This is a genomic window from Solirubrobacter ginsenosidimutans (assembly GCF_027587205.1).
In genome coordinates, this window is the sequence record NZ_JAPDOD010000032.1 from 29,657 (window position 1) to 55,613 (window position 25,957).

A 25,957-nucleotide genomic window follows, 5' to 3' on the forward strand; every position below is an offset into this window, starting at 1 on the left:
GACGGTCTGGCCTAGGAGGCCGTGACCGTGATCGTCTTGCTGGTCTTGCCGCTCTTGAGCTTCAGCACGACCTTCGTGCCCTTCTTGAGCGCCTTCGTGGTGCGGACCGTGAACGTGACCTTCTTCTTGCCGGTCTTGCTCGCGGCGGCGGACTTGTGGCCCGCCAGGCGGATCGAGCCGCTGAACTTCGCCGTCGAGTTCGACGACACGGCGCAGGTGACGGCCTTGCGGGTCGCCGACAGCTTGCAGGCCGCGGCGAAGGCCAGACCGGCCTTGGTCACGACGATCGGCGCCGCGGCGACCGTGGTCGTCGTCGGGGCGGGAGCCGCGCCGGGGGCCGGCGTCGACGCCGCCGGGTTGGTGACCGTCAGCGACTCGGACGTGGCGTCGCCGCTGCCCGCGTCGTTGGTGGCCGTGATGCGGCACGCGATCGTGCGGCCGAGATCGGCCGTGGCGAGCGTGTACGTCGGCGAAACCGCGCCGGCGATCGCGACGCCGCTACGCAGCCAGGCGTAGGTGAGCGTCTTCGGCGAGTTGATGAACCCGCCGTTGATGCAGCTCAGCTGCGAGCCGACCGTGGGCGTGCCCACGAGCGACGGCGGGTTGACCGCCACCGGCGTCAGCGGCCGCGAGTTGGAGTCCAGGACGTTGAGGAGCAGGTCACGGCTGGACTTGTTGCCCGCCTTGTCGACGGCTTCCGCGGTCAGCTTCACGACGCTGCCGATGGCCGAGGCCGGCGGGGTGTAGCGGAACTGGAACGGGTAGACCTCGGTGCGCTGGACGAGCGCGCCGTCCGGGCCCTTGAGGTCGACGTAGTCCATGTCGCCACGCTCGTCGTACGCCGTCAGCTCGATCTCGACCGGGTCGTTGATGGTCGCGTTCGAGAGGTTCGACGGGTACTTGAAGCCGACGATCGTCGGCGGCGTGGTGTCGGGCGTCGCCGGGAGCAGGTAGCTCATGGCGCGCTTGACGAGCTCGTTGCGCGATGCCTCGTTGGCCTGCTCGAGGCCGAACGAGAACGTGACGGCGTCACGCGTCGAGATGATCGAGCCGCCCGAGGTCGTGTAGGTGACCGGGGTGGCGAAGTCGGCCTGAACCGTCTCCGCGCGCAGCGGCTCGTTGGTCGGGCCCCAATTGCGCAGACGCAGCGGGATGCGCGGCTGCGGGAACGGCGTGCCGTCCGCGTTCTGGTTCGGGTCGTCGGTCGAGCTCTCGTCGAGCGCGATCGGCGCCATGCCGGCGAACAGCCCGGTGGCCGTGGGCGCCACGGGGAACCCGGTGATGAGCGGGTTGCCCGAGTTGGCCGTGTTGGAGAGCGCCACGCCGACGCCGGACTGGCGGCCGACGACGCCCAGGTAGTTCTGCCAGGTGTCGTTGGAGATGCCGCGCGAACGCTGCCAGGCGGTGCCGGGCAGGTCGTCGTCACCCGAGTTGTTCGGCGGGTAGAAGAACCCGTAGAGCTTGTCCGGCGTCCAGTTGTAGGGGCCGGTGGCCGTCAGGCTGGAGCCGGAGGCCGTGAACGTCTGGTGGACGTTGCGACCGTCGACGAGCAGCTTGCCGCCGTTGTTGGCGTACTCACGCAGCTCGAGCATGACCTTGTGCGACCACGGCGCCATCTCCATCGAGCCCGTCTGGGTCGTGGCGGTGGCGATGCGGCGCGGGTTGGTCTCCGTCGTGTCCTGCGGGATGAAGTCGTCGCCCGTGTAGTAGTTCACGGCGTCGAAGTGCGACATCACGCCCAGGTACGTCGGGTACTTGATCGGCGTATCCGTGGCGTACACCTGCCCGCCGTTCTGCGGCGGGGCGTCGATGTTGAACGTCTCGACCTCGTAGCCGGCGGCCTGGAGGGCGGCGACGTGCTGCGCGAGGTAGCGCGGCGCGGTGGCGTAACCGGGCTTGACGTTCGGCGAGACGCCGGTGTAGTCCTCGGCCGCGACGACCAGGACGCGCTTCTTGACCGGCTGGCCTGCCACGACCGGATCCGGCAGCGCCTCGACGCGGTAGCGGAACTCGCGCTGGAGACCGCCGGCCTTGACGACGACGTTGACGACGTCACCGGCCGCGATGGCACGGGTGCCGATCGTCGCGGGAATCGTCGCCTGACGGCGCTCGAAGTAGTAGCCCTTGACCTCGCCGTAGCGCTCGCCCGCGGGGGACGGCGTCATCGGGATGGTCAGCGTGGTGTTCTGGCCGACGACGTTGACGGTGATGTCGGCGTCGCCGAGCTCCTTGCGGATCGTCGCTTCGACGATCTGCGAGCCGCCGTAGGAGACATCGAAGCGGTTGGGCTGGATGTCCTGCGTGGGCTTGACCTGGTAGTGGCTCGGGTCGTTGTCGAAGTTCTTCGGGCGACCGAGGTTCTTGATCGAGTTCGCGACGTTGAGCGCGAACGCGAGGTTCTTCTGGAAGACCGCCGCGACCTTGGACTCGTTGTCCGGGGACGCGAACTGGTTGCAGCCCGAGGGCTCGCCGAGCGTGGCGCACGTGTCCATCTCCGGCGTCCAGCCGATGATGCCGTAGTTCATGTACGCGTTGTCGATGGTGTCGCCGTTGGACTCGTAGAGGTCCGACGAGTGCTGCGAGCGGTACGGGAACACGGCCTCGTCGCCGTCGGTGCCGGTGACGGCGTCGAACAGCGTCGAGTCGGGCGGGTAGTAGTCGGTCGTGTAGGAGACCGGCGTCAGCAGCAGCTGGCCCGCGGAGTGGTAGTTGATGTTGGCCTCGAAGCCGATCCGGCGCTGGAGGCGGTCGATGCCGAGATCCTCCGGCTCAGACAGCGCGTACGGGCCGCGGTAGGTCTCCGAGTTGAACGAGTTGGACGCGCCCTCCTCGTCGATGCCGCGCTTGGACGGGTAGTTGCGGTTCGGGTCGACGCCGTCCTGGCCGTCGCCGTAGATCCCGTTCGCGTTGTTGTCGCGCAGCGTCTTGCGCCAGAAGCGGTTGTCGTCGGCCGTGCGGACGCGGTAGTCGCACGGGACCTGCGCGGCGCCGGTGCCGCAGGTGAAGGTGAAGTCGTAGCCGTCCGGGTTCTGGATCGGCACGAACCACAGCTCACGATCGGAGATCATGCGCTGAATCTCCGGATCGTTCTTGTGCTCGGCGAACCAGACGGGCAGACGACGGCCCATCTCCGCGGCGATCCACTCACGCGCGTGGTTGACGGCCGAGAAGAGGATGGCCGGGCGCGTGCCGTCGGCGACGTTGCGCGCGTTCGCGGTCATCTTGATCGTGTAGAGCGGCTTGCCGAGCGTCGACGTGCCGTACTGCTCGAGCTTCATGACGTCGGGGTTGGCGGCCGCGAGCGCCTTCATCTCGTCGGCGATGCCGCCCGGCTCCATGTAGGAGCGGTAGACGTTGAAGAACGGGTTCGGGCTGTCGCCCAGCGCCGCGCTCTTGGCGACGGGCTTGTCGACCGCCAGCGGGGCGAGATCGATGCCGTCGGCGGCGAGGTCCTTGACCTGCGAGTCCGAAGCGATCAGCTCGACGTCCTGCAGCGGGCCGTCGTCGGTGGAGACGTTGGCCTCCTGGATGTCGAACCCTTGCGTCTTGAGGTCCGCGGCCTGCGCCGCGGATACCTGTGCCTTGTATGGCGAAAGCGTGTCAGCAGCATGAGCCGCTGCGGGCGCCAGTGCCAGCGCGACCAGCGGCGCGAGCATCAGCGCGGATGCGCGTGAGCGCATTCACAACCCCCCTGTTGGAATGAATCCTCCCCGAGCTCTAATGAGCCGTTGTCCATTAACCACTCACGCGTTGCCAGGGGCAACACATGAGCCGTGGAGGTCCCTCAACGTTGGTCTAGGTGGTGCGGCAGCGTTCGCAGCAGCCGTGCAGCGTCACGTCGTGATCTGAGACGTCGAACGCGACGCGGGCGGCGAGGCCGCGGATGGCGCGCTCGAGCGCGTCGTCCTGGAAGGGCTCGAGCCGGCCGCAGCCGTCACACACCAGATGATGGTGGTGCTCGTGCTCGTGCTGCGGACGCTGCGGCTCATAGCGGGCGACGCCGTCACCCACCTCGACCCTGGAGAGCAGATCGAGCGTCACGAGCTCGTCGAGCACGCGGTAGATCGACGCCCGGCCGACCCGCCGCCCCTCGCGCGAGCGCAGCTCGTCCTCGATGTCCAGCGCCGACAGCGCGCAGGGCTGCTCGTCGAGCAACTCGATCACGACTTGGCGGGCGCCGCCGCGCCTGAAGCCGGCGTCGCTGAGCCGCTCGAGTGCGTGCTCGGACCACGCTTGCCGGGTTTGGGCCATCACCGTTGATTGTAGGCGCGGGTGAGGTCCGCCTCGATGCGTTGCGCGGCCTGCAGGAGCGGCGGGAGCAGCGTGTCCTTGATGTCCTGCGCCGTCACGCGGCTCGCGTGGGCGGAGACGTTCACGGCGGCGATCGTGCGCCCGCTCGCGTCGCGGATCGGGGCCGCGATCGAGCGCAGGCCCTCCTCGAGCTCCTGGTCGACGAGCGCCCAGCCCTGGGTGCGGATGCGCTCCAGCTCGTGTCGCAGATCGTCGGTGTTGTCGATCGCGCGCGGGGTGAGGGGGCTGATCGTCGCCCGGGCGAGATACGCGTCGAGCTCGGCCGGCGGCAGCGCCGCGAGCAGGACGCGGCCCATCGAGGTCGCGTAGGCGGGGAAGCGCGTGCCGACGTTGATCGAGACCCGCATGATGCGGCTGGTCGGGACTCGGCCGACGTAGACGATGTCGTCTCCGTCGAGGACGGAGACGGAGCTCGATTCCCGCAGCTCCGCCGCCAGGCGCTCGAGGTGCGGCTCGGCGACCTCGGGCAGCGTCAGGCTCGACAGGTACGCGTAGCCGAGCTCGAGGATGCGCGGCGTGAGCGCGAACTGCTTGCCGTCGGTGCGGACGTAGCCGAGGTCGGTGAGCGTGAGCAGGAACCGGCGGGCGGCGGCGCGGGTCAGGCCGGTGCGGCGGGCGACGTCGGAGAGCGTGAGCTCGGGGTCCTCGGCGCCGAACGCGCGAATCACCGCCAGGCCGCGCTCCAGCGACTGGACGAAGTGCTCGCCGCGGTCTTCACTCAAGGTCGTCGAGCGTCTTCTGCGCGATCGCGAAGGCGCTATTGGCCGCGGGCACACCGGCGTAGACCGCCGTGTGCATCAGGACCTCGCGGATCTCCTCGGGGGACAGGCCGTTGCGGAGCGCCGCACGCACGTGCATCGGGATCTCGTTCTCGGCGCGCAGCGCGGTCAGCACCGCGAGCGTGATGCAGGACCGGGTCTTGCGGTCCAGGCCGTCACGCGTCCACACCTCGCCCCAGGCGGTGCGGGTGATCATCTCCTGGAAGGGGCGGCTGAACTCGGTCGCGTTGGCGGTCGCGCGGTCCACGTGCTCGTCGCCGAGCACCTCGCGGCGGACCTTCATGCCGGCGTCGTAGCGGTCCATCAGGCCTCCAGGTGCTCGAGGATCAGGTTCGTCACTGCGTCGGGGCGCTCGACGCTGATCAGGTGGGCGCCGGGATCGAGGATCTCCAACCGCGAGCCGAGGATCGTCTGGTGGATCTTCTCCGCGTGTTGCGCAGGCGGTGTCGCGGGGTCCTGCGCGCCGCCGATGACGAGCGTCGGCGCGACGATCTGCGCGAGGTTGGCGGTCAGATCCATGTGCTGGATGATCGAGCAGCAGTTCGCGTAGCCCTCGTCGTCGATGCCGACGAACATGTCCCGCAGCCAGGAGATGTCGTGGCTCGCGCGGTAGTCCGCGGTGAGCCAGCGCTCCAGCGTGGCGTCGACGATCGCCTGCGTCCCTTCCGCACGGACGAGCGCCGAGCGGTCCCGCCACGTCTCCGGCGGCCCCATCAGCGGCGAGGTGCAGAGCAGCACGAGGCGGTCGATGCGCCGCGGCGTGGCGATCCCGAGCCACATCGCGGTCATGCCGCCGAGGCTCAGCCCGGCGACGTGCGCCTTCTCGACGCCGAGGTGATCGAGCAGGTCGATGACGTCGCCGCCGACCTCCTCGATGTCGTACGGGCCGTGCGGCGTGCGGGAGCCGCCGTGACCGCGGGTGTCGTAGCGGACGAGCCGGAAGCGCTCGGCCAAGGCTTCCGCCTGCGGGTCCCACATCTCGTGGGTGGTCCCGAGCGAGTTCGAGAGGACGAGCACGGGCGCGTCGTCCGGGCCGGTGACGATGTGGTGCGGGATCATCGATTCTCCAAAGCCCGGTCTGTCAGCAGGGCGGCGGCGCCGGTGTCGGGCTCGGCGTCGCCGAGGTTGGTGCGCATCCGGTCGGCGTCGACCTCGAGCCCTTCGAGCGATTCGCGCAGCCAGGACGCGGCGGAGCCGGTCGTGGTCAGGAGGGTGGTGAAGGGGCGCCATTCGCTGTGCCAGGCGCCGGCGGCGCGCTCGTGCTCCTGCACCATCGCGGCGAGCAGCGTGGCGACGAGGGCGGGGGCCTGCTGGGCGCAGCCGAGGGCGGAGATGGCGGCGACCGGGTTGTGCTTGTGGGGCATGCTGGTCGAGCCGCCGCCGCGCGCTTCGCGCACCTCGGCGACCTCGGTCTGCGCGAGCAGCGTGATGTCGCGCGCGACCTTCCCGATTGCCCCCGCCGCGACGCCGAGCGCGCCGGCGAGCTCGCCGATCCGGCCGCGGAGCGTGTGCCAGGGCAAGTGGGGCGCGTCGAGGCCGAGGTCGCGGGCGAGGTGGGTGAGGACGGCGAGCGCGTCCTGAGGTGTGTCGGCGACACCGGCGAGCGTGCCGACCGGGCCGCCGAGCTGCACCGCGAGCGGGAGCCGGACGAGCGCGTCCGCCGCCTCGTCGAGCGAGCTCATCCACCCGGCGGCCTTCAGGCCGAAGGTGGTCGGCACGGCGTGCTGGAGCAGCGTCCGGCCCATGATCGGCGTGTCGCGGTGCGTCTGCGCGAGCGCGGCGGCCGCCGCGGCCGCCTGGCGGAGGTCGTGCAGGAGCGGGACGAGCGCCCGCTTGGTGACGATCATCGCCGCGGTGTCGACCGCGTCCTGGCTCGTCGCGCCCTTGTGCACCGGCGCGTCGGTCAGCGTCTTGAGCCTGGCCACCACGGGCCCGGCCGGGTTGCCGATCTCGGCGGAGCCGGCCGCGATCTGGCCGACGTCGAAGTGCTCGAGGCGGCAGACGGTCGCGATCTCGTTCGCCTGCTCGACCGTGATCGCTCCCGCGTGCGCTTGGGCGCGCGCGAGCGCCGCTTCGAATTCCAGCAGCGCCAGCAGCCACGCGGTGCCGCTGACCTGCTCGGCCACGCCGCCGCGCGACAGGACGCCGGCGAAGACGTCGTCAGAGCTTGAAGAAGACGGTCTCATTCTCGCCCTGGACGTGTACGTCGAAGCGGTATTCGCCGTCGCCGGCCGGCTCGGCGAGCAGCGTGTCGCGCCGGTCCTCCGGCACGGTTTGCAGGACCGGGTCGCCCGAGTTGTCCTCATCGGCGAAGTAGATCCTCGTCACGCAACGGTTGAGCATGCCGCGGGCGAAGACGCTCACGTCGATGTGCCTGGCCTGCCCGTCGCCCAGCGCGCCCGGCTTGACCGTGAAGATCTCCCAGTCGCCGTCGTCGTTGCTGGGGGAGCGGCCGAAGCCGCGGAAGTGCGAGCCGAAGTGGCCGGTGGCGTCGGCCTGCCAGGTCTCGACCAGCGCGTCGGGGATGATCTCGCCCTCGCCGTCGAAGACCTTGCCGTACAGGCGGATCCGGCCCGGCGTCCCGTCCGGCACCACCTCGGGGCCATCCGGCCACGGGAGCCCGATCGAGAGGTACGGGCCGACGGTCTGCGAGGGCGTGGTCTGGAGCCTCATGCGTGCGGCTCCTCCGTCGGCGTGGCTTCCTCGCCGCGCAGGACGATGTCCCAGCGGAAGGCGAGCGCCCACTGCTCCTCGGTCGACTCGTAGTCGAAGGCGCTGATCATCCGCTGCGCGGCCTTCGGGTCGCGGTCGGCGACCGCGTTGTACATCGGGTCCTGGAAGAACAGCGGGTCGTCCGGGAAGTACATCTGCGTGACGAGGCGCTGCGTGAAGGCGCGCCCGAACAGGCTGAAGTGGATGTGGGCGGGGCGCCAGGCGTTGGCGTGGTTGCCCCACGGGTAGGCGCCCGGCCGGATCGTGACGAAGCGGAAGTAGCCCGCCTTGTCGGTGAGGCAGCGGCCGACGCCGCTGAAGTTGGGGTCGACCGGGCTCGGCCAGTTGTCCCAGCGGTGGCGGTAGCGGCCGCCGGCGTTGGCCTGCCAGATCTCGACCAGCGTCTCGGGCACCGGGCGCCCGTCGTCCTCTTTGACGTGGCCGTGGACGATGATCCGCTGGCCTTGGGGCTCGCCCTCGTGCTGGCGGGTGAGGTCGTGGTCGAGCGCACCGAGGCGGTCTTCGCCGAGGATCGGCGCCGTGGTCTCCGTCAGGCGCTGGGGGAGGGCGATCAGCGGCTGCTTGGGGTGCCTGAGCCGCGTCGACTTGTAGCCGGGGTAGTCGAGCAGCGGGTGCGTGTCGGTGTCGTCGCGGAAGGTGGTCACACGGCCTCCAGCACGATCGCGAGGCCCTGGCCGACGCCGATGCAGATGGCGGCGACACCGTACTTCCAGCCGTTGGCCTTGAGCGTGTAGGCGAGCGTGCCCAGGATCCGCCCGCCGGAGGCGCCGAGCGGGTGGCCGATGGCGATCGCGCCGCCGTTGATGTTCACCCGCTCCGGGTCGAGGTCCTTCCACTCGCCCACACACGCGAGCGACTGTGCGGCGAAGGCCTCGTTGAGCTCGACGGCGTCGACGTCGTTCCACGTGATGCCGGCGCGCTTGAGAGCGCGGTTCGCGGCCTCGACGGGGCCGATGCCGAAGATGTCGGGGTCGACGGCGAACGTCCCGCGGCCGGCGATGCGGGCGATCGGGTCCTTGCCCGCCTTCTTCGCGCCCGCCTCGGACGCGACCAGGACGGCGGACGCCCCGTCGTTGAGCGGCGACGCGTTACCCGCGGTCACCGTGCCGTCCTTGACGAACGCCGGCTTGAGCTTCGCCAGCTTCTCGAGGCTCGAGTCGGCGCGGATGCCCTCGTCGCGGAAGAGCTCGGTCTCCGCCACGGAGATCACCCAGTCGTCGTAGAAGCCGGCCTTCCACGCGGCGTCCGCGCGCTGGTGGCTGCGCAGCGCGAACGCGTCCTGCGCCTCGCGGCCGACCTTGTAGATCCCCGCGAGCTTCTCGGTGCTCTCGCCGAGCGAGATCGTCCACTGGTCGGGCATGTCGGGGTTGACCATCCGCCAGCCGAGCGTCGTCGAATGCATCGTCGACGGGCCGGCCTGGAACGGCTTCTCGGGCTTGAGAACGACCCACGGCGCGCGGCTCATCGACTCCACGCCGCCGACGAGGACGACGTCGGCGTCGCCCGTCTCGATCTGGCGGCTTGCCTGCATCGCCGCGTCGAGGCTGGAGCCGCAGAGGCGGTTGACGGTGTTGGCCGGGACGGAGGTCGGGAGGCCCGCGAGCAGGACGGCCATGCGGCCGACGTTGCGGTTGTCCTCGCCCGCCCCGTTGGCGTTGCCGAAGCTGACGTCGTCGATCTGCGCGGGGTCGAGGTCGGGGGCGCGCGACAGCAGCGCCTCGACGACGTGGGCGCCGAGGTCGTCAGGGCGGACCTTCGCCAGGCCGCCGGCGAAGCGGCCGAAGGGGGTGCGGACGGCGTCGAGGATGTAGGCGCTCATGCGGCTACCAGCTCTCGTAGGGCTCGGAGTTCTGCTTCGGTCGGCGGTTCCGTGGTCTTGAGGTCGGCGGCGATCTTGAGGTCCCAGCCGGTGGCCTCTTGGGCCTGCTCCGCGGAGATGCCCGGGTGCACGTGGGTGAGGACCAGCTCGCGCGTCTCCGCATCGGGCTCGAGGATGCCGAGGTCGGTGATCACCTTCGTCGGCCCCTTGCCTCTGAGGCCGAGCTTCTCGCGATCGCCCGGCCCGCTGCCGTGGCCGACCGAGGTCACGAAGTCGACGGTCTGCACGAACGCGCGGGTGCTCTGGCGCACGATCACGATCACCTCCCCGCAGGAGGCGGCGATCTCCGGCGCCCCGCCGGCGCCGGGGAGGCGGACCTTCGGGTTGTCGTAGTCGCCGCCGATCACGGTCGTGTTGATGTTGGCGTAGCGGTCGATCTGGGCCGCGCCGAGGAAGCCGACGTCGATCCGGCCCGACTGGACCCAGTAGTTGAACATCTCGGGCACGCCGACGATCGCGTCGGCGGTCTCGCCGAGCATGCCGTCGCCGATGGAGAGCGGGAGGCTCGGCGGCTTGGCGCCGATCGCACCCGCTTCGTAGACCAGGACGAGGTCCGGGGCGTGGGTGCGGCGGGCGAGGTTGGCGCCGGTGCTCGGCAGGCCGATGCCCACGAAGCACGCGTTGACGTCCTTGAGCGCTCGTGCGGCGGTGACGCTCATCATCTCGTCGGCTTCGTAGCTCATACCCTGACCCGGGTCGTGGGTCCCTGGGCCACGGGTGTGGGCCCTCGTCTGCGGGTTGCCAGGGTCGTTCATAGCGTCTCCATCCACGCGGCGAAGCGCTCGCGGTCCTTGCTGATGGCGTCCCAGGCCTTGTAGGCCTGGTTGTCGCGCTCGTAGTAGTCCTGGGCGTAGGAGGGCTTCGCGCCGCCCGGGACGTGGGCGACGCGGGTGACGACCCAGCGCGGGAGCACGACCGCGTTCGGCTTGGGCTCGAGCTCGTCGACGATTTCCTCGACCGTGACGAGGCTGCGCTTGGCGCCGAGCACCGTCTCCTTCTGTACGCCGGTTTGGCCCCAGAGCTGGACGTTGCCCTTCCGGTCGGCCTGCTGCGCGTGGATGATCCCGACGTCGAGGTCGAGCGCGGGCACCGCCGTGAGCTGCTCGCCGGTGAACGGGCACGTGATCGGCTTGATCGTGTCCGTGTGCTCGGGCAGCGACGTGCCGTTGTAGCCGCGCAGGATCGCGAACGGCAGGTGGCTGGCCGCCGCGACGTAGCGGTTCGCCATGCCCGCGTGGCTGTGCTCCTCGATCTCGAGCTCGTGGGTCTGTACCGCCTCGCGGAAGCGGTGCAGGCTCCCCACGCCCGGGTTGCCGCCCCAGGAGAAGATCAGCTTGCGTGCGCAGCCGGCGCCGATCAGCTGGTCGTAGACGATGTCCGGGGTCATCCGCACCAGCGTCAGGTCGCGCTTGCGCTGGCGGATGATCTCCTGCCCGGCGGCGACCGGGATCAGGTGGGTGAAGCCCTCCAGCGCGACGGTATCCCCGTCGTGGACCAGGTCTTTGACGGCGTCGGCGAGGGAAGTGATCTCGGCAGGTTGTGTTCGCATAGAGAACGTTGGTTCGGAGGGCGAACGGTATCAGGTATGCTCCCCGAATATGCGTACCCAGGTTGCGATCGTCGGAGGCGGACCCGCGGGGCTGATGCTCGGCCGCCTGTTGGAGTTGCGAGGCATCGAATCCGTGGTCATCGAGCGGCGCGATCGTGAGTACGTGCAGCAGCGGGTGCGCGCGGGTGTGCTCGAGCAGGCGACGATGGACCTGATGGACGAGGTGGGTCTCGGCGCGCGCATGCATGCGGAAGGGCTCGTCCACGGGGGCGTCGAGCTGCGCTTCGACGGCGAGGGCCATCGGATCGCTTTGAGCGACCTGACCGGCGGGCGGGCGATCACGATCTATGGCCAGCAGGAGGTCGTCAAGGACCTGATCGAGGCGCGGGTCGCCTCCGATCTGCCGCTGTACTTCGAGGTCTCCGACGTGTCGGTCGACCCGGCCGCTCCCTCGGTGCGCTTCACCCACGAGGGCGTCGACCACGTGCTGGAGTGCGACGTGATCGCGGGCTGCGACGGTTTCCACGGCGTCTGCCGCCCGACGATCGCGGACGTCCTGACGGTCTACGAGCGCGAGTACCCGTTCGGCTGGCTCGGGATCCTCGCCGAGTGCGAGCCGTCCTCGGACGAGCTGATCTACGCCCACCACGAGCGCGGGTTCGCGCTGGCCTCGATGCGCTCCCCCACCGTCACCCGCATGTACCTGCAGTGCGAGCCGGACGAGGACGTCGCGAACTGGTCCGACCAGGCGATCTGGAACGAGCTCGACCGCCGCTTCGGGATGTCCGTCAACCGCGGCGACGTCTTCGAGAAGGGCGTCACCCCGATGCGCTCGTTCGTCGTCGAGCCGATGCAGCACGAGCGGCTGTACCTGGCCGGCGACGCGGCCCACATCGTCCCGCCCACCGGCGCCAAGGGCCTGAACACCGCGATGGCGGACGTCTACCTGCTCGCCCACGGCATCGACGCCTTCTACGGGGGTGACGACTCGCGCCTGGCGGCCTACTCGTCTCGCGCCCTGGAACGCGTCTGGCGCGTCCAGCACTTCTCGTGGTGGATGACCTCGATGCTCCACCGCTTCGCGGGCGACGACGACTTCCAGCTCAAGCTCCAGCAGTCCCAGCTGCGCTACACGGTCTCGTCGGCCGCCCAGGCCACCGCGCTGGCGGAGAACTACGTGGGGATGCCCTTCATCGCCGAGTAGCCGGCCTTGTATAGGAAGTCTCGATCGAAGAGGATCGGTCGGTGGGTCTGCTTGCCCCCGGGGCGGTGGTCGCCGGGTATCGGATCGAGTCCGTCCTCGGCCGTGGAGGCATGGGCGTCGTCTACCGCGCCGCCGACCTCGAGCTGGAGCGGATCGTCGCGCTGAAGGTGATCGCGCCGGAGCTCCTCGACGATCTCGCCGTGCGCGCGCGGTTCCTGAAGGAGGTGCGAGCGGCGGCCTCGATCGAGCATCCCAACGTCATCCCGGTCTACGCCGCGGGCGAGCGCGGCGGCGTCGCGTATCTGGCGATGCGGTTGATCGACGGTGACGATCTCAAGGAGCTGGTCCGCAACGACGGTCCGCTGCCCGCCGGACGCGCCACCGACCTGATCGCGCGCGCCGCCGCCGGCCTCGACGCGATCCATCGCGCCGGCTACGTGCATCGCGACGTCAAGCCGTCGAACGTGCTCGTCGATCGTGACGGGCACGTCTACGTGACGGACTTCGGGCTCGCGAAGCAGGTGCTGTCGACGGATGGGGCCACCGGCACGGGCCGCTGGGTGGGGACGCTGGACTACATCGCGCCGGAGCAGGTCCGCGGCGGCGCCGTCGATGCGCGCGCCGACGTATACGCGCTCGGCGGCGTCCTGGCGTTCGTGCTCACCGGTCATGTCCCGTTCGAGCGCGACGCCGACGAGGCCAAGCTTTGGGCGCAGCTCTCCGACCCGCCGCCCGTTCCTTCGCAGCTGCGGCCGGAGCTGCCGCGCGCACTGGATGCGGTGGTCGCACGCGCGATGGCCAAGCGCGCGGAAGACCGTTACCCGTCCGCGGGTGATCTGGGACGCGCCGCGCACGCCGCCGCCACGGGAGCGGCGCCGCAGCGGCCGGAGCGGATGGTCGCGCGCGGTGCGGCCGCCCCGGGTGGTCAGCCCAGCACGGTGGTCCTGGACCCGGAGGCGTCGACCGTCAGCGCGGGAGCGGCGCCGCCGCGAGGGCGCCGAAGGCGACGTGTCGCGGCAGCCCTCGGTGCGTTGGCGCTGGCGGGCGTCGTCGCCGCCGTCGTGCTCTTCCCGTCCGATGGGAACCCGCCGCGCGCAGCGGCCGCGCACGTGGCTGAGACGATCCGCAACGTGGGCGACCGGCCCAACGGCATCGCGGTTGCCGGCGGTGACCTCTGGGTGACGAGCAACCATCAGCCCCGCCTCGATCGGATCGACATCGCCACACGCCGCGAGCGTGCCGACCATCCTGAGGTCGGACTCGGGGCGTCGGACATCGTCAGCCGCGGAAACACCGTCTGGGTCGCCGCGAGGGGCGCGCGCCAGGTGGCGCAGATCGACGCCGCCAGCGGACAGGTGACGCGTCGGCTGCATCCCGGGGGAGCGCCCTGGCGGCTCGCCGTCGGGTTCGGATCGGTGTGGGTTGGGACGCTCGGGGCCACTCCCGCCGAGAACGCTCTCGTCCGCTACTCCGAGACCGGGTCCGAGCTCCACCGCTGGACGAGACGGCGCGGCGTCGCCGCCATCGCGACGGGAGCCGGGGCGGTGTGGCTCGTCGAGCGCACCGCGCCGAACGTCGTCCGCTTCGATCCGCGAACCGGGAAGAGCGTCCCCTGGGGAACGCTGGCGGCACCGTCCTCGGCGCTGTACTTCGATGGTCGCTACCTGTGGGCGACGCTCAACACGGACGATCTGATCGTGCGCATCGACTCGCGTCACCCGCGCGTCCTCGTCCCGACGGCCACCGGCCGCCGGCCGCAGCAGATCGTCGCGGCCGGCGGTCGTCTGTTCGTGGCCAGCTACGCCGATCACACGGTCCGCGTGCTTGATCCGAGGACCTCGCGATCCATCGGCGCTCCGCTGGATGTCGCGGAAAACCCGTTCGCGCTCGTCGCCGACGGTCAGTCCGTATGGGTGACCGGTGCGGGCGACAACACGGTCACGCGGATCGCGCTTCGCTGATCAGTCGCCCTCGAGGAGCGTTCGCCCGCGGGCCGCGAGCGCCGCGCGCTTCTGGTTCTGCGGCAGCGCCTCGAGCTCGAAGCGCTCGAACAGTGCCCTGAGCGTGCCCTTCACGGTCTCGACGGACAGGACGAGCTCGTCGGCGATCTCCTGGTTGGAGGCGGGCGCGGCGCGGCCGGGGTCGTCGAGTGGGCGGCACAGGGCCGCCAGGACACGCCGCTGCGCAGGCGTCACCGTCACGGTCGGCACACGCTCCTTCGCGGCCGTCGCGACCGTCGAACCGCTCGCGGGAGCGCAGAACGCGATCTGCGTGTCACCGACGGCGATGACGTCGCCTCCGCGTAGCCGCCGCCGCCCGCGGACGCGTTCAGCGTTCACGAACGTCCCGTTGTGCGAGACGCCCTCGTCGCAGAGGATCCACTCCCCGCCCATGTAGCTGAGCTCGGCGTGGACCCGCGAGACCTCGGGGTCCCAGGGCAACGCGACGTCGTTCGCCGCCCGGCGACCGATCGTCAAGCGGCCGGATTCCAGCTCCAGCACGACCTGGTCGCCCGCGCCGTCGCGATAGAGCAGGAACGGCATCTTGCGACCTTAGCCGCATCGGGGGAGGCGCGCGGGGCCCCCAAAGGTGGTGGCCCGGCTCACCCTGGGGGCGCGCGATCACCACCTGCGCGGTGTGGGCCCGGGCGGTCGGTGGCGGGAGGCTGAGGGAGCTACTCGCCCCGCCCGCCACACCCCGGCGGGGCGCCCCCTTGGAGGAGGTTCCCCATGCGCTGCGTCCCGTCCGCGGGTCGCCGGCTCGCGGCTGCGTCCGCGCTGCTGGCCTGTGCCGTCGCTGTCCTCGTTTGCCTGCCCTCGCGAGCGCCCGTGCAGCGCGTTTCACAGCGGGCACCCCTTCATGCCGTCGCCGGGTTGGACGCCGCGGGGTACCTCGCGGTCGCCGACCGTCTGCAGCGGCGGCTCGAGCCGCTCTGGGACGCGCGCCTTGGTCGCTATGAGCCTGGGCCGGGAGCGACCGACACCGAGGTCAACGCCGATCTCCTGCTCGTCCATTCGGTGGCCGCGCTGCAGGGGCATGATGGACCCACCCGCGCCGATGCTCGGGCGCGCTCGATCGCGCGGTTCCTCGTCTCCCCGGCGGTCTGGACGGACCGCCCGCCGTTGGGCGCCGATCCGCAGGTCACCGGGCCTGGGTGGGTCGCGATGCCGGGGAGGCCGAACCGGCACCTCGTGTTCGACGTCGAGGCGATCGACGGCCTCGTCCACGCGTACCTCGCGCGCGACGTGCTCCGGCTCGACGGGCGGACCGTCGCCCGGATCCGTGACGAGATCCATCGCGTCGCCACGAGCAGCGATTGGCGCTGGCCGGCCCTGCGGCTGAACCAGATCAACTGGTACTGCGCCGTGCTGGCCGCCGACGCGGTCGTCAACGCGAACACGTCCGCGCTCGCGGGTGGGATGGGCCGATACGTCGCCCGGTTCCTGGCGGGTGCCGCCCCCCAGGGCGCCAAGGCGGGCAACCTCGGGCCCGGGCTGCGGTTTCACTATCTGCCCGACCGCGGACTGCGCACGCGCTCGAACGTCGACTCGGCCGAGTACGCGAACATCGTCCTCGGCTTCTCGCGCTACTACGGGCTGGCGCGTGACTCCGGCATGGCCGCCCCCGCGCAACTCGACCTGCTGCACGAGTGGGTCCGGCGGGTGCTCGCCGGCTACTGGACCCACAGCGGATACCTGAACTGGGACACCGGCTTGGGTTTCTCACGCTGGCATCAGCGCAAGAAGTCCGCGCTGTCGCAGCTCGCACTGATCGGCGTGGCGTCTTCCCCCGAGTTGCAGCCGACCGCGGCGTGGGGCGCGTGGGCGAAGTGGATGCTCGACCGCGGCCTGACCGGGTACGTCGCGCAGGTGGAGCGGGAACACGGGATCCCCGCGGCACTCGCCTACGGCGTGAACGTCGTTCCGCAGAGCCGCGCCAACGCGTACCTCGCGGCCGCTCGATACGAGTCCAACGCCGCGCGAGCCCTCGAGGCCGGCATCGGGCGCCGGTCCGCGATCCGCCCGCCGGCGCTGTACTCGTTCGACCCCGACACCGGGCGGCTCGCCGTCACCACAGCCGCCTACAACACCGCGATCGTGCCGGTCAACCAGCGCGCGATCCCGTACGGCGGCATCGACATCGCCCGCCTGTTCGATGCGCGGCAGGACGTGGCCGCGAACATCGGCGGGTCGGGCGCGGCGTCGTTCGGCCTCACCGCTCGCGTGGGTGGGCGGGTCGCGTTGCGGACCCAGTACGGCGATCGCGGGTTCAACGCGGGTGCGACGCCGTTGCGACTGACCCGCGCGCCACGCGGCGCCGGCGTGAGCGGGACCGACACCAGCCGCCGCGCGTACGCCGGGCCGTTCACCGATCTGCGGGCGAGCGGTGAGGTGCACGACCACGGGATCCGCGCGACCACGCACTACCGCTTCACGCCGGGGTGGATCGAGGCCCGTTGGACGCTGCGCGCCGCGACGGACGTCGACCCCGTGACCACGTTCCCGAGTTGGGGGTCCCGCGCGCACGTCGTCGCGACCTTGCGGGACGGCCGCATCGTCACCCTCGGGGCGGGTACGCGTCCGCTCGCGAGCGTCCGTTCGCTGCACATCGTGAGTGAGCACAGCGGCTATCAGGTGCTCCCGCTCGCTCGGCCTGCCGGCGCGCTCATCCGCCTCGTGACACCGGCTCCCCAGCCCGCCGACCCGCACCCGGGCCCGACGGTCGAGATCGTGCTCGCCACCGGCCGGACCGCGTCCTTCGCGGCGCGCATCATCATCGACGCCCCGCCTGCATGACCGCGTGAAGCGCGGCGCGCACCGTCTCCGGCTCTCGCTCGATCTCGAAGTCGGTGAACCGCAGGACGTCGTAGCCGCCGGCCTTCATCGCCCGGTCGAGCCGCGCGTCCTTGCGTCGCGCCCGCGGGCGGTCGTGGCCGCCGCCGTCGACCTCGACGACGAGCCGGTGGTCCGTCCAGACACAGTCGACCTCGAAGCCGAGCAGCCTGACGTTGATGGCCGGCTTGGGGAAGCGGTCCCGGATGAGCGCCTGAAACGCGTCCTCCTTCCCGCTCTTCGTACCCGCGCTGCCGGCGAGATGCATGTGAATGGCCTCGTCCAGACGATCCAGGTGATGGCGACCGTTCGCCCGCGCCATCGCCGCGCGCGTCTCACCGATGCTGAACCACCCACGGAACGCGGCCTCGTAGATGACGTTCGCGAGTTGCTCGGCGCTCAGATGGTCCGTCAGGTCGACAAGGGTGCGGGGAACCGTGGTGACCGGAATGCCATTGCGGCGGGTGAGGTCCCGTGGCTGGAGCCGGGCGCAACGGTGCACCCGCACACCCGCGATCCGCACCTTTCGCGGCGCTACAACTGAGATCACCGGCGCCGGAAAGCGGCTGATGCGACAGAGCCTCGCCGCGCAGAATTCGCTCAACGCCGCGCCATCGCCGGCGGCGAAAACCGCCGCAAGGCATTGCGCCTCCCACGACAGCGCCATGTGTCCGACCGCGTGGACTCCGTGGTGCACTCTGTGCAGCGAGCCCTTCGCCCGGCGCTTGCTCGCGGCGCTGCTGCTCACACCGAGCGCCTGTAGGTCTCGCGTCCGGACGAGCCCGTGTTGCCTCGCCGCTATCCGTGCCAGTTCCGCGTCCGTTCCCACACCCGCACTGTTCCGCGGGCCGGTGTACGGAACAACACGCGTGTGTTCCAAATCTGTGCCAAGTCTGTATCGACTTTGCGCAGGTCCAGGGGGTGGGGTCAAAAAGCTTCCTATGCGGACGCCTTTTGACCCCACCCCCACCCTCCGACCGCGCGCCACGCCGCCGGCACCTGCAGCGCCGTCATGACCAACAAGACGATGATCGGCCACGTCCACCCGCCGCTCGCATCCCGCACCGCGCCCACAAGCGCGGGACCGGTGGAGGCGATCAGGTAGCCGACCCCCATCGCCATCGCGGTCATGCCCGCCACCTGGCCCGCGTCGCGCCCGCGCAGGACCGGCAGGATCAAACCCAGCCCCAGCGCGCCGCCCTGCCCGATCCCCAGGAAGACCATCCACAAGAGCGCCGCGTCCGGCGCGAGCAACACCCCGAGCAGGCCGGCGAGCGACGTCCCGACGATCACCGCAAGGAGGTGCGTCTGCGTCGGGCGCCGCGCGGCGAGCACCGGGATCGCGAACGCCGGCGCGATCTGGACGAGCTGGGTCAAGCCGGTCAGGAAGCCCGCGGAACCCTCGGAGAAGCCGTGGCTCTCAAGGATCTCCGGCAGCCACGTGATGATCGAGAAGAACGCCATCGACTGCAGACCCATGAACACGGCGATCGACCACGCCATCGGCGAGCGCCACAGCGGCGCGCCCACCGGCGCCGGAACCGGGTCGTGGGCGCGCACCGCCAGCGGCAGCCAGACGACGGCGGCGGCCAGCGCCGGCACGGCCCAGATCGCCAGCACCGGCTCCCACCCGCCGAACCAGTTCGAGAGCGGGATCGCGGTGAACGTCGCCACCGTCGCGCCGGCCACGAGCGACATCGAGTACGCGCCGGTCAATACGCCCGCGCGCGAGGGCGCCCGCGCGCGCACCAGCGCGGGCACCACGACCTGCGACAAGGCGATCGCCGCCCCCGCGATCAGCGTGCCGAGATACAGCGGCGCGATCCCGCCGAGCCCGCGCAGCGCGGTGCCGAACGCTGTCACCAGCGCCGCGACCACGAGCAACCGCTCGACCGGGTACCGCCGCGCGATCCGCGGCCCGAGCTGCGCCAGGGCGCCCAAGCACAAAAGCGGCCCGGTCGTCAGGAGGCCCGCCGCCGCGGCGGACAGTCCGAGATCCGCCCGGATGTCCGACAACAGCGGCGGCAGGCTGCCGAAGAGCGGCCTCAGGTTGAGGCCGGTCAGAACGACCGCGAACGCTAGCTCAGCCGAAGAAGACTTCGGCCGTCTCGTAAAGGTCAGCGTCCACCAGCTTGGGCTCGGCGATGGCCTCGGCGAGCGGCACGCGCTCGATCCGGGTTCCGCGCAACGCGACCATCTTGCCGTAGTCGCCCTCGCTGATCGCGTCCACGGCGGCCACGCCGAAGCGGCTGCCGAGCACGCGGTCGAACGCGAGCGGGGTGCCGCCGCGTTGGATGTGGCCGAGGATCGTCGTGCGCGACTCGAAGCCCGTCTTCTCCTCGATCTCCTTCTCGAGGATGATCCCGATGCCGCCGAGCCGCACGTGCCCGAAGGAGTCCGTCGTCTGGTGCTGCGTGAGCAGGCCGCCGTCCTTGGGCGTGGCGCCCTCGGCCACGACGACGATCGAGAACGTCGCCCCGTTCGCGTGCCGGCGCTTGAGGTGGTCGCACACCTCGTCGATGTCGAATGGCCGCTCCGGGATGAGGACCACGTCGGCGCCGCCCGCCATCCCGGAGTAGACGGCCAGCCAGCCGGCGTGGCGACCCATGACCTCGCACACCAGCACGCGGTTGTGCGACTCCGCCGTGGTGTGCAGGCGATCGATCGCGTCCGTGGCGATCTGCACCGCGGTCTGGAAGCCGAACGTGAAGTCGGTCGCGTTGAGGTCGTTGTCGATCGTCTTGGGTACGCCGACGACCGGGATGCCGTCCTCGTGCAGCTTGCCTGCGACGCCGAGCGTGTCCTCGCCGCCGATCGGGATCAGGGCGTCGAGGCCCTGGGTCTCCATCGCCGCCTTGACCTTGTTCAGGCCGTCTTCGACCTTGTACACGTTGGTGCGGGACGACCCGAGGATCGTCCCGCCGCGGTGCAGGATGCCGCGCGTCGAGTCGCGGGTGAGCGGCATCGTGTCGTTGTTGAGGACGCCGGCCCAGCCGTATTTGAACCCTACGAACTCATGTCCGTGGGTGTCGACCCCCTTGCGCACGATGGCCCGGATGACCGCATTGAGCCCGGGGCAGTCTCCGCCCCCGGTGAGCACGCCAATTCGCATAGGCGCATGAGGTTAGGCATGGACGGGCTCGGGCGCCTTGTCGTGTTCCCATTTCGGCAACCAGTGCAGCGAGCGCGGGAGGTACCAATTGCGCTCGCCGAGCAGCTTCATGGCCGCCGGAAGCAGGACCGCGCGCACCAACGTGGCGTCCAGCAGGATGGCCACGGCAAGGCCGACGCCCATCTGCTTGAACTCGATCATCGAGAGCGACGCGAAGATCGCGAACACCGCGACCATCACGACGGCCGCGCTGGTGACGACGCCCGCCGTGGCCTTGATGCCGTGCGCGACGGCCTTGTCGGTGCTCATCCCGCCGTCGACCGCCTCGCGGATGCGGCTGATGATGAACACGTGGTAGTCCATGCTCAGACCGAACAGGATCACGAACAGGAAGAGCGGCAGCCAGGACGTGATCCCGCCCACCGAGCGGAAGTTCAGCAGCCCCTCGAAGTGGCCGTACTGGAAGACGTAGGTGAGGATGCCGTAGGCGGCGCCCACTGAAAGCAGATTGAGCACGATCGCCTTCAGCGGCACGACGATGCTGCGGAAGGTGACGAGCAGCAGCAGGAACGCGAGCCCGAGCACGAACGCGAAGACGATCGGCAGGCGGCTGTTCATCTTGTCGTTGAAGTCCTTCGAGCCGGCGGTCATGCCGGTCACGTTGGTCTCGGTGCCGGAGACGCGGCCGATGGTGGCCGGGATCGTGGTGTCGCGCAGCTTCACCAGCGCCGCGTCGGAGCGGTCGTCGGTGCCGTTGCCGGGCAGCGGGATCGAGACGATCGCCACCTGCTTGTTCGGGCTGATCAGCACGCTCGTCGGGCCAGAGGCGGTGGCCTTGAGCTGCTCGATCCCCTTCGTCACGTCCGGGCTCGTCACGTCCTTCGCCTGAACCACGGCGAGCGCGGGCAGCGGGCCGCCCGGGAACGCGGACTGGATGCGCTCGTAGGTCTGCATGATCGGCAGGTCGTGCGGGAGGCCCGCGGTGCCGGGGTTGATCGTCTTCATGTTCAGCGCGGGGAGCGCGAGCACGACCAGGATGCCGCCGGCGGCGATCACCGAGACGACGGGCTTCGCGAGCGCGCGGTCGATGACCCAGCCCCACACGCGCGACTCGCCGTGATTGCGATGACGCAGGCGGCCGAAGTACGGCACGCGGCCCTTCTCGACCTTGTCGCCGAGCTTGGACAGCACCGCAGGGAGGACGGTGACGGAGCCGATGATCGCGACCGCGACGACGAGCATCGTGCCGACCGCGAAGCTCGTGAAGACCGCGTTGCCCGCGAGGAACATGCCGGCCATGGCGATCATGACGGTGACGCCGGAGACGAGCACCGCTTGCCCTGAGGTGGCGGCGGCGAACTCGAGTGCCGCTTCCGAGGACCGTCCCGCGTCTCTCTCCTCCATTTTGCGCCGCAAGTAGAACATCGAGTAGTCGACGCCGACCGCGAGGCCGACGAGCAGGATCACGCTGTTCGCGGATTCCTCCATCGGGAAGATCTGGCTGATCGGACCGACCAGGCCGAGCGTGCCGACGACGGCCGTGATCGCCAGCAGGAGCGGCACACCGGCGGCGACCAGTGCCCCGAACGCGACGATCAGGATGATCAGCGTGATCGGGAGGCTGAGGAACTCCGCGCGCTTGAAGTCATCGTCCAAGGAGGCGCCGAGCGCCTTGTCGGCGGACGCGTCACCGAACTGCTCGATCCGCAGGTCGGGATGCGCCTTCTGGACCGCGGCGGTCGCGTTCAGCGAGGGGACGACTTTGTCGTCGAGCTGCTTGTCGCCGGGAATCGAAAACGTCACCAGCGCAGAGCGACCGTCCTTGGAGATCTGGCCTTCGTTGCCCTTCGCGTACGGCGAGGCGACGTCGATGACGTCGCGCGAGTCCTTCAGCTTGGCTACGACGTCCTTGACCGCGATCTGGAACTTCGGATCCTTCGCGGTGAGCTGGCCGTCGCGGCCTTGAACGAGGACCTGCTCATCGGCCTTGTCCGGGAAGTCGGCGGCGGTGATCGCCTTGTCGGCGACGCGCGAGGAGCCGTTGCCGGAGTCGTCGTCGGACAGCGTGTTGGTGCCGATCGCCCCACCGAGGACGAACGCGATGACGACGAAGGCCAACCAGCCTCCGATGGCGATCTTGCGGTGCGTCGCGCTCCAGTAGCCGGCGCGGGCGGCGAGGTTTCTCTTCTTCGGCGGCATAGTGCCGAAGGCTCTCGCGTGGCCGGTCGCGCGTCACTCGCGCTCACCGGTCGATGGGCCTGAGGCGCCCCACCGAGACGTCGGTGGGGCTAGCCATAGGCGGCCTGCTCAGAGCACGAAGATCAGGAGCAGGATGATGATGATCAGAAGCAGCGTCCCTACACCGATGTACATGGCAACGGCCATACCCCCGGCTATCAGGGACTAGTCAACGTCAAGTCCCGCTGACGTCCGACGGCGTGCTCGGCGTCGAGTCCTCGGTGCCGTTCTCGCCCTTCTTGGCCCGCGGCTGCCGGTTGACGACCTCGCAGCTGCCGTTCGGGTTCTGCGCCGTCGCGTCCGCGATGACGTCCTTGAAGTCCAACAGCGCGGTGTCCACGCCCGGCCCGCAGTCGATCACGTCCGCCTCGCCGTCGCGGGTCTTGAACGTGTCATTGCCCTCGCCGCCGTGCAGCACGTCGGCCAGCGTGTCGTTGCGCCCGTGCACGTCCTTGCGCGCGAGCGCCCACAGCGTGTCGTCCCCGGCCTCGCCCCAGCTCTCGTCACGCCCACGCCCCGCGTAGATCGTGTCGTTGCCCGGTCCGCCGTATTGCTTATCGCCGCCGGGCCCGCCGCCCATCAGGTCGTTGCCGTCCTCGCCATACGACGTGTCGTTGCCGTCGTGGCCCCAGATCCGGTCGTCGCCGATCCCGCCGTGCAGCTCGTCCGGCCCACGCCCGCCCCAGATGCGGTCGTTGCCCTCGTTCCCGTTGACGATGTCTGCACCACGGCCCGCCCCGATCTGGTCATTCCCGGCCAGGCCATTGATCGTGTCGGCCTGTCTCGAACCGCGGATCCGGTCGTTCCCCGGCGTGCCGTCGATCTGCTTCGCCTGCGCCGTCGCTGTCAGCCCAATGGCCAGCGCGAGCGCGAGCGGAAGAACGGTGCGCTTTGCGGTTACATTTGACATTGCCCTACCTCCGGGCTCAAATCGGTTGACGCCTCCGTGAAACCGGCTCGAACCGCCAAGTTGCGGTCTTGAGCCTGGCCCCGCGGCTCGGGCCCGGTGGTAGGGCGCTATTCTTCTCACGCGCCCGGGGGGCGTAGCTCAGTTGGTTAGAGCGCCGGCCTGTCACGCCGGAGGTCGCGGGTTCGAGTCCCGTCGCTCCCGTAGGACGCAGAAGCCTCGCAAATGCGGGGCTTTTGTCGTTAAGGGACAGCTGGCTACGCGGCATCTCGGACGCCCTCCGCGTCCACATAGCTTCCAAGCGCTCGCGGGTTGTTGTCGTGCGCGTCCAGGAGTTCGCGTTCATACGCGTCCGCGCCGGCGACCAGGTGGCCATACGTGCGGTCGATCATCTTCACGGAGGTGCCTATGCGGGGTGTGTGTCGTGCCGATCGCGGCGAGCGACTCATGCAGCTCCTGCCTGAGAGTGCGCGATGAAGGCCGACGCGCCGCGCACGCGCCGACCCTCCACCGTCAATGCGCTGCGGCGGCCGTCAGCGACGACGACAACACGACCTCGCCAATATCGCTCTGCAACAGCCTGATGCGATCGTCGACATTCTCGGCGACCCACACGGCGGCCGCATCCGTCGCCTCGTCGGCCTGCGCCGAGGACTCCCAATGCGACACCGAGACAAGCCCCCTCGGAGCCTCGATCAGCTCGTAGGACCGAAACCCAGGACGCCCGCGGAAGATCTCCAGCAAACCCCCGGGAGCCTCGACCATCCGGACGACCTGCCCGAACGTGCCGGACCGCAGCATGTAAAACGCGACGCGCGCGTGCATCGATCCAACCTCCTTCAATCGCGCGTACGGCGGTCATCCGAGTATCCGCGTCGCAAGCAACCTCGTCAACCCGGACCCATACCGCCCACGACGCAACGGCGTAGCTCCGCAGATGAGCCAGGTAAGCCGGCTGCGCCGGAAGTGCCTCGAGAACCCCGAGACCACCACAACAACGCCCAAGCCGCGGAGCTGCGCGGGGGTGCGGGCAGCACCCAACACGTAGGCGTGACCCGTACCCGCACAGGCGGGATCGACACCGCGCAGACGCCAGCCACCCGCCTCAACACAAGGGCCGCGCGACGGGAGAATTACCAGTGTCATGAACCCCTCGCTGATCCAGCTGCACCACGCCAACGCACAGCAGGCAGAGCGCACCGCCCGCCGCCGTCTCCGCAAGTCCGCCGCCAAGTAGAGAGCCTGACCATGACCCTGATCGCCACCCCCGCTCGCCGCCGCCCCGCCTCGCACGCGTTCAGGGTCCCGGTCGTGCGCGAGCTCGCCCCGCGGGCCGCCCAGTTCGCGGCCGCCGGCGCCTGGTAGCGACCACGCCGCACCGGCCGAACGCCAAGGGCACACGGCCGGTGCGTTGCCACCGTGCGTCAGGCGGCTCGCCGGCGCCACCGCATCACCGTCGTGTGGGTCGTGCCGATCGCCGCGGCCGCCTCGTGCAGGCTCTTGCCCGAGTCCACGAGCGCCAGGGCGTGCGCGATCTGCTGTTCGCTGTAGAGCTCGCGGCGGCGCGGCCGGCGGGCCTGTCGCACACGCCAGCGCTGTTCGGCGACGCGTTCGCGGAGTTCCTCGCGCAGCTCGACGATGGGCGCCGGGTCAGATTCGATCGAGGCGGCGACCTGCTCGGCCAGCACCGCCTGCTGAGCAGCCGGTGCTTGCGTCGCATCGCGCTCCGACGCGCCGGTGCACGGCGTAGTAGACGCACGTGGAGGCGAACTTGTCGAACGCGTGCCCGCGGCCACTGTCGAAGTCGCGGCAGGCCTCCAGCAGCCCGATCAACGCCTCCTGACGCAGGTCCTCGCGCGTCAGCCCATGCTGAGCCCACGCGAACGCACCATGGATCATCGAGCGGTAGCGGCGGGCGAGCTCGGCGAACGCGACACCGTCGCCATCAACCACACGCGCCACGAGCACGGCATCGCTGAGAGACCCAAGCAGCACGGTGCCGTCATCCCGTGATCGTCTGCCAGATCCCACGGATCGCGCCGGCCACCTCAGCAGACGCGAGCACGAACCCGCCCACCAGCGTCGCCGCCAGCAGGAAGACGGCCAGGTCGGCGAAGCAGCGGTTGAGCAGGAACATCAGCGCCACCAGCGCGGGGACGCCGACATACAGGCTCCTGGCCCAGCCACCGAGCAGCCGGCCGACGTTCTCACCGACCCGCTCGCCCTCCCCAGCGGCCAGCGCCGCGGTGGCGATCGGGATCAGCCGTCCGATGGCTTGACCTTGGCGATGGTTGAGCCGGGGTGCGCGGGCGGCGTCGACGCATTCCGTTTCACGGCGCATCCGTCTGCGCGATGTCGCCGGAGTTGGCTCACTGCGTGTCCGGCGGGTGGGAGGCCTGAGCAAATCGTCCGT

26 protein-coding genes, 1 tRNA gene and 1 pseudogene are annotated in these 25,957 nt (G+C 70.2%); 5 read left to right on the forward strand and 23 right to left on the reverse strand.

Annotation, left to right across the window (positions count from 1 at the left end; translation table 11 throughout):
• Nucleotides 1–11: 11 nt before the first annotated feature.
• The 11 genes from OM076_RS28455 to OM076_RS28505 form a co-directional block, all read right to left on the reverse strand.
• A complete protein-coding gene (locus OM076_RS28455; protein ID WP_270043507.1) occupies nucleotides 12–3,680 on the reverse strand; it encodes a M14 family zinc carboxypeptidase in 3,669 nt (1,222 codons plus the stop codon).
• 115 nt (nucleotides 3,681–3,795) lie between these two features.
• Nucleotides 3,796–4,251 (reverse strand): Fur family transcriptional regulator, encoded by a 456-nt coding sequence (locus OM076_RS28460; protein WP_270043508.1) that lies wholly within the window; start codon nucleotides 4,249–4,251, stop codon nucleotides 3,796–3,798.
• Nucleotides 4,251–5,033 carry an IclR family transcriptional regulator gene (locus tag OM076_RS28465; RefSeq protein WP_270043509.1) on the reverse strand — a complete coding sequence of 261 codons (783 nt, stop codon included), beginning with the start codon at nucleotides 5,031–5,033 and terminating at the stop codon, nucleotides 4,251–4,253. Before OM076_RS28465 ends, OM076_RS28460 begins: the two co-directional genes overlap by 1 nt.
• On the reverse strand, nucleotides 5,026–5,394 hold the full coding sequence (gene pcaC, locus OM076_RS28470; RefSeq protein ID WP_270043510.1) for a 4-carboxymuconolactone decarboxylase: 369 nt from the start codon (nucleotides 5,392–5,394) through the stop codon (nucleotides 5,026–5,028). Before pcaC ends, OM076_RS28465 begins: the two co-directional genes overlap by 8 nt.
• Nucleotides 5,394–6,149 (reverse strand): 3-oxoadipate enol-lactonase, encoded by a 756-nt coding sequence (pcaD, locus tag OM076_RS28475; protein ID WP_270043511.1) that lies wholly within the window; start codon nucleotides 6,147–6,149, stop codon nucleotides 5,394–5,396. The genes pcaC and pcaD overlap by 1 nt, the downstream gene beginning before the upstream one ends.
• Nucleotides 6,146–7,276, reverse strand: a complete 1,131-nt coding sequence (locus OM076_RS28480; RefSeq protein ID WP_270043512.1) for a lyase family protein — start codon at nucleotides 7,274–7,276, stop codon at nucleotides 6,146–6,148. The genes pcaD and OM076_RS28480 overlap by 4 nt, the downstream gene beginning before the upstream one ends.
• Complete coding sequence (gene pcaG / locus OM076_RS28485; protein ID WP_270043513.1) at nucleotides 7,251–7,763, reverse strand: protocatechuate 3,4-dioxygenase subunit alpha; 513 nt, start codon at nucleotides 7,761–7,763, stop codon at nucleotides 7,251–7,253. The genes OM076_RS28480 and pcaG overlap by 26 nt, the downstream gene beginning before the upstream one ends.
• Nucleotides 7,760–8,467, reverse strand: coding sequence for a protocatechuate 3,4-dioxygenase subunit beta (gene pcaH, locus OM076_RS28490; protein ID WP_270043514.1), 708 nt, complete (start codon nucleotides 8,465–8,467; stop codon nucleotides 7,760–7,762). The genes pcaG and pcaH overlap by 4 nt, the downstream gene beginning before the upstream one ends.
• Nucleotides 8,464–9,642: a thiolase family protein gene (locus OM076_RS28495; RefSeq protein WP_270043515.1), complete on the reverse strand. Its 1,179-nt coding sequence runs from the start codon at nucleotides 9,640–9,642 to the stop codon at nucleotides 8,464–8,466. Before OM076_RS28495 ends, pcaH begins: the two co-directional genes overlap by 4 nt.
• Entirely contained in the window at nucleotides 9,639–10,385 is a 747-nt protein-coding gene (locus tag OM076_RS28500; RefSeq protein WP_270043516.1) for a CoA-transferase subunit beta, read from the reverse strand. The genes OM076_RS28495 and OM076_RS28500 overlap by 4 nt, the downstream gene beginning before the upstream one ends.
• A gap of 68 nt (nucleotides 10,386–10,453) precedes the next feature.
• Nucleotides 10,454–11,251, reverse strand: coding sequence for a CoA transferase subunit A (locus tag OM076_RS28505; RefSeq protein WP_270043517.1), 798 nt, complete (start codon nucleotides 11,249–11,251; stop codon nucleotides 10,454–10,456).
• A gap of 49 nt (nucleotides 11,252–11,300) precedes the next feature.
• Here OM076_RS28505 and OM076_RS28510 point away from each other — a divergent pair, with 49 nt between their 5' ends.
• Together OM076_RS28510 and OM076_RS28515 are read left to right on the forward strand one after the other, a co-directional pair.
• On the forward strand, nucleotides 11,301–12,455 hold the full coding sequence (locus OM076_RS28510) for a 4-hydroxybenzoate 3-monooxygenase (protein WP_270043518.1): 1,155 nt from the start codon (nucleotides 11,301–11,303) through the stop codon (nucleotides 12,453–12,455).
• Between the two features lie 41 nt (nucleotides 12,456–12,496).
• Nucleotides 12,497–14,416 (forward strand): serine/threonine-protein kinase, encoded by a 1,920-nt coding sequence (locus OM076_RS28515; RefSeq protein ID WP_270043519.1) that lies wholly within the window; start codon nucleotides 12,497–12,499, stop codon nucleotides 14,414–14,416.
• On the opposite strand, the gene OM076_RS28520 is transcribed toward OM076_RS28515, so the two are convergent.
• Complete coding sequence (locus tag OM076_RS28520; protein ID WP_270043520.1) at nucleotides 14,417–14,998, reverse strand: FHA domain-containing protein; 582 nt, start codon at nucleotides 14,996–14,998, stop codon at nucleotides 14,417–14,419. It abuts the gene before it with no gap.
• A gap of 330 nt (nucleotides 14,999–15,328) precedes the next feature.
• Here OM076_RS28520 and OM076_RS28525 point away from each other — a divergent pair, with 330 nt between their 5' ends.
• Nucleotides 15,329–17,251 carry a hypothetical protein gene (locus OM076_RS28525; RefSeq protein WP_270043521.1) on the forward strand — a complete coding sequence of 641 codons (1,923 nt, stop codon included), beginning with the start codon at nucleotides 15,329–15,331 and terminating at the stop codon, nucleotides 17,249–17,251.
• On the opposite strand, the gene OM076_RS46350 is transcribed toward OM076_RS28525, so the two are convergent.
• The 6 genes and pseudogenes from OM076_RS46350 to OM076_RS28550 all read right to left on the reverse strand — a co-directional run bounded on the left by OM076_RS46350 (nucleotide 17,229) and on the right by OM076_RS28550 (nucleotide 23,547).
• Nucleotides 17,229–17,795: an endonuclease domain-containing protein gene (locus OM076_RS46350; RefSeq protein ID WP_270043522.1), complete on the reverse strand. Its 567-nt coding sequence runs from the start codon at nucleotides 17,793–17,795 to the stop codon at nucleotides 17,229–17,231. The genes OM076_RS28525 and OM076_RS46350 overlap by 23 nt on opposite strands.
• A 186-nt stretch (nucleotides 17,796–17,981) precedes the next feature.
• Nucleotides 17,982–18,332, reverse strand: a pseudogene (locus OM076_RS46945) (type IV toxin-antitoxin system AbiEi family antitoxin domain-containing protein); the annotation flags it as partial.
• The gene (locus OM076_RS28535; RefSeq protein ID WP_270043585.1) at nucleotides 18,227–19,408 is read right to left on the reverse strand and encodes an MFS transporter; all 1,182 of its coding nucleotides are present in this window, start codon (nucleotides 19,406–19,408) and stop codon (nucleotides 18,227–18,229) included. The pseudogene OM076_RS46945 and the gene OM076_RS28535, both read right to left, overlap by 106 nt.
• Complete coding sequence (locus OM076_RS28540) at nucleotides 19,371–20,399, reverse strand: 6-phosphofructokinase (RefSeq protein WP_270043523.1); 1,029 nt, start codon at nucleotides 20,397–20,399, stop codon at nucleotides 19,371–19,373. The genes OM076_RS28535 and OM076_RS28540 overlap by 38 nt, the downstream gene beginning before the upstream one ends.
• 12 nt (nucleotides 20,400–20,411) lie before the next feature.
• Nucleotides 20,412–22,598: an MMPL family transporter gene (locus tag OM076_RS28545; RefSeq protein ID WP_270043524.1), complete on the reverse strand. Its 2,187-nt coding sequence runs from the start codon at nucleotides 22,596–22,598 to the stop codon at nucleotides 20,412–20,414.
• A 214-nt stretch (nucleotides 22,599–22,812) separates the two neighbouring features.
• Complete coding sequence (locus OM076_RS28550) at nucleotides 22,813–23,547, reverse strand: calcium-binding protein (RefSeq protein WP_270043525.1); 735 nt, start codon at nucleotides 23,545–23,547, stop codon at nucleotides 22,813–22,815.
• A gap of 127 nt (nucleotides 23,548–23,674) precedes the next feature.
• On the opposite strand from OM076_RS28550, the gene OM076_RS28555 reads away from it, so the two are divergent.
• A tRNA-Asp gene (locus OM076_RS28555) sits at nucleotides 23,675–23,748 on the forward strand.
• 53 nt (nucleotides 23,749–23,801) lie between these two features.
• Here the strand turns inward: OM076_RS28555 and OM076_RS28560 are convergent.
• From OM076_RS28560 to OM076_RS46950, 4 genes are all read right to left on the reverse strand, one after another.
• Nucleotides 23,802–23,942, reverse strand: a complete 141-nt coding sequence (locus OM076_RS28560; protein WP_270043526.1) for a hypothetical protein — start codon at nucleotides 23,940–23,942, stop codon at nucleotides 23,802–23,804.
• Nucleotides 23,943–24,057: 115 nt separating this feature from the next.
• Complete coding sequence (locus OM076_RS28565; RefSeq protein ID WP_270043527.1) at nucleotides 24,058–24,369, reverse strand: hypothetical protein; 312 nt, start codon at nucleotides 24,367–24,369, stop codon at nucleotides 24,058–24,060.
• Nucleotides 24,370–24,968: 599 nt separating this feature from the next.
• Nucleotides 24,969–25,232: a helix-turn-helix domain-containing protein gene (locus OM076_RS28570; protein WP_270043528.1), complete on the reverse strand. Its 264-nt coding sequence runs from the start codon at nucleotides 25,230–25,232 to the stop codon at nucleotides 24,969–24,971.
• Nucleotides 25,195–25,407: a sigma factor gene (locus OM076_RS46950; RefSeq protein WP_372518089.1), complete on the reverse strand. Its 213-nt coding sequence runs from the start codon at nucleotides 25,405–25,407 to the stop codon at nucleotides 25,195–25,197. The genes OM076_RS28570 and OM076_RS46950 overlap by 38 nt, the downstream gene beginning before the upstream one ends.
• Here OM076_RS46950 and OM076_RS28575 point away from each other — a divergent pair.
• A complete protein-coding gene (locus tag OM076_RS28575; protein WP_270043529.1) occupies nucleotides 25,327–25,557 on the forward strand; it encodes a hypothetical protein in 231 nt (76 codons plus the stop codon). The two genes, OM076_RS46950 and OM076_RS28575, sit on opposite strands and share 81 nt — an antisense overlap.
• On the opposite strand, the gene OM076_RS28580 is transcribed toward OM076_RS28575, so the two are convergent.
• Nucleotides 25,547–25,885 carry a hypothetical protein gene (locus OM076_RS28580; RefSeq protein WP_270043530.1) on the reverse strand — a complete coding sequence of 113 codons (339 nt, stop codon included), beginning with the start codon at nucleotides 25,883–25,885 and terminating at the stop codon, nucleotides 25,547–25,549. The two genes, OM076_RS28575 and OM076_RS28580, sit on opposite strands and share 11 nt — an antisense overlap.
• Nucleotides 25,886–25,957: the final 72 nt, after the last annotated feature.

Excerpts from the sequence above, each read along its gene's own strand:
- OM076_RS28455 (WP_270043507.1), bottom strand. The coding sequence starts at position 3,680 with ATGCGCTCACGCGCATCCGCGCTGATGCTCGCGCCGCTGGTCGCGCTG.
- OM076_RS28460 (WP_270043508.1), bottom strand. The coding sequence starts at position 4,251 with ATGGCCCAAACCCGGCAAGCGTGGTCCGAGCACGCACTCGAGCGGCTC.
- pcaC (WP_270043510.1), bottom strand. The coding sequence starts at position 5,394 with ATGGACCGCTACGACGCCGGCATGAAGGTCCGCCGCGAGGTGCTCGGC.
- pcaD (WP_270043511.1), bottom strand. The coding sequence starts at position 6,149 with ATGATCCCGCACCACATCGTCACCGGCCCGGACGACGCGCCCGTGCTC.
- OM076_RS28480 (WP_270043512.1), bottom strand. The coding sequence starts at position 7,276 with ATGAGACCGTCTTCTTCAAGCTCTGACGACGTCTTCGCCGGCGTCCTG.
- pcaG (WP_270043513.1), bottom strand. The coding sequence starts at position 7,763 with ATGAGGCTCCAGACCACGCCCTCGCAGACCGTCGGCCCGTACCTCTCG.
- OM076_RS28495 (WP_270043515.1), bottom strand. The coding sequence starts at position 9,642 with ATGAGCGCCTACATCCTCGACGCCGTCCGCACCCCCTTCGGCCGCTTC.
- OM076_RS28500 (WP_270043516.1), bottom strand. The coding sequence starts at position 10,385 with ATGAGCTACGAAGCCGACGAGATGATGAGCGTCACCGCCGCACGAGCG.
- OM076_RS28505 (WP_270043517.1), bottom strand. The coding sequence starts at position 11,251 with ATGCGAACACAACCTGCCGAGATCACTTCCCTCGCCGACGCCGTCAAA.
- OM076_RS28510 (WP_270043518.1), top strand. The coding sequence starts at position 11,301 with ATGCGTACCCAGGTTGCGATCGTCGGAGGCGGACCCGCGGGGCTGATG.
- OM076_RS28520 (WP_270043520.1), bottom strand. The coding sequence starts at position 14,998 with ATGCCGTTCCTGCTCTATCGCGACGGCGCGGGCGACCAGGTCGTGCTG.
- OM076_RS28540 (WP_270043523.1), bottom strand. The coding sequence starts at position 20,399 with ATGCGAATTGGCGTGCTCACCGGGGGCGGAGACTGCCCCGGGCTCAAT.
- OM076_RS28545 (WP_270043524.1), bottom strand. The coding sequence starts at position 22,598 with ATGCCGCCGAAGAAGAGAAACCTCGCCGCCCGCGCCGGCTACTGGAGC.
- OM076_RS28550 (WP_270043525.1), bottom strand. The coding sequence starts at position 23,547 with ATGTCAAATGTAACCGCAAAGCGCACCGTTCTTCCGCTCGCGCTCGCG.
- OM076_RS28565 (WP_270043527.1), bottom strand. The coding sequence starts at position 24,369 with ATGCACGCGCGCGTCGCGTTTTACATGCTGCGGTCCGGCACGTTCGGG.
- OM076_RS28580 (WP_270043530.1), bottom strand. The coding sequence starts at position 25,885 with ATGCGCCGTGAAACGGAATGCGTCGACGCCGCCCGCGCACCCCGGCTC.